This is a genomic window from Streptomyces sp. AF1A, assembly GCF_047340315.1.
Lineage (GTDB): Bacteria > Actinomycetota > Actinomycetes > Streptomycetales > Streptomycetaceae > Streptomyces.
Genome location: NZ_JBLEBI010000369.1, coordinates 1 through 1,674, shown reverse-complemented (window position 1 = coordinate 1,674; position 1,674 = coordinate 1). Strand labels below are relative to the sequence as shown.

The 1,674-nt window shown below is 68.5% G+C and carries 1 protein-coding gene; it reads right to left on the bottom strand.

Annotated features, from left to right (window positions below):
• Window positions 1-150 precede the first annotated feature (150 nt).
• Entirely contained in the window at window positions 151-1,584 is a 1,434-nt protein-coding gene (locus ACLU3S_RS36885) for an IS1380 family transposase (RefSeq protein WP_413956336.1), read from the bottom strand.
• Window positions 1,585-1,674 lie beyond the last annotated feature (90 nt).

Sequence of the window (1,674 nt, the reverse complement as noted above, 5' to 3'; positions counted from 1 at the left end):
CCTCGCCGTTTCGCTTGGTGCGATGAGGCGTCGCTGATCGCCAGCGGCTGGGTGGGCGGGGTGGTTTCGTTGCTTGGGCATGACGGAGTCCCGGCGCGGGGTCGGGTTCTCCAAGGTCTTTCGGGTCGTGGGCGGTCAGGGGTTTGCTGGTCAGCCGGCGGGACGGGGTAGTGCGGCGAGGCGGTGGAAGGCCGTGGCCAGTTCGTTTTTCCAGGGCCAGGTCGCCGATATCCGCAAGCGGAGGCGTCGGCCCCCTCGGGTGAGGCGGGCGGCGACGTGCAGCAGTCGGTAGCGGAGCTTCTTCGGCTCGGCAGCCGCGAGTTCGCCGTCCAGGAGGAGGGTGCGGGTCCAGGCCAGCAGGTCGATCGCCGCGAGGCTGAGTTCGAGCCAGACGGCGTTGATGCCGAAGCCTCGGGAGGGGAAGCGGCCGAATCCGGTGGTCTTGCCGCATCGGATGTGGTCCTCGACGGTGGCATGCCCGCGGTGACGGACTTCGAGGAACTGGGCGGAGCCGCCACCGGAGTAGGGGGCGTCGGTAAGCAACACCTGGTGACGCAGGCCCTCGTCCTGGTCGAACAAGGACAGTTGGGCTCCGGGGTGCGGCCGCTCGCGGCGCACGATGATGCGGGTGCCGGCCGGGTAGCCGCCCAGATCGACCATGCCGGTCAGCTCGGCGACCTCAGCGCCATCACGTATGGTCCCGTCCTGGTCCAGGGCGGGATGCCAGAGGCGAGCGGGAATGGCCCGGACAGCGCGGCGGACCGGCTCGGTCATGGCGTATCCGACCGAGAAGAAGGTGCGGATTCCTCGTTTGCGCAGGTCACGGACGTGAGCGAGGAAGGCTTTTGCGGATCCGGCGCTGTCGGTGCGGACCAGGATGTCGGTGCCGTGCCGGTAGGCGTCGGGGATCTGCGCGAGTGCCTGGTCGAGTACCGCGATGTGGTCGCTCGCGGTGTTGGCGCCGGCGTTCCCGGGCCGCAGTCGGCCGGACAGTGCCTCTCCGGTGTTGGCCAGGAAGCACAGCAGCGGGTGGTAGCCGAAGCCGCCCTTGTAGGTGGGTGCTGCCTGGTCTTTCTCGGAGTGGCAGGTGACCAGGGTGGCGTCGAGGTCCAGGACGAGTCCGGGCAGCATGCGTCCCGCGGACCGGGCTGCGGGTATGCCCTCGCCTCTTTCCGCGGCCTGCAGCCAGGCGACTTCCCGAGCCTGGGCTCGGGCCGAGCGCAGAGAAGCCAGTGCCCGCTCGTCAACGTCGGCGAGCAGCCGCCAGGCCGTCGGTGTCGAGGCGACGGGGCCGAACACCTCGGCCTGGTCACGCAGCACGGCCAGGTCTGTGATGGTCTCGCCGCCATCGGCGAGCATCACCGCGAGATCGGTGGCGATCCTGCCCGGATCATGTCCGGTCCCACGCGGGCGAAGGGAGCGCAACGCCATGGAATATGCGCCGGTCAGCCCGGTGGCATCAGCAAGATCCGCCAGCAACCGTGCCCCGGCATGACCGACCACACCCGAACCATCAGTACTGACATGAACCCGGGGACGCACGATAGCCTGCACGTAGAAAGTGCCCTCCGCTTGGACCGACAGAACCCCTTAGCAAGGTTCATCGTCCCAGGTCAGGAAGGCACTTTCGTATTTCTGCCCCATCACCCGCCGTACTCAAGCGAAACGGCGAGG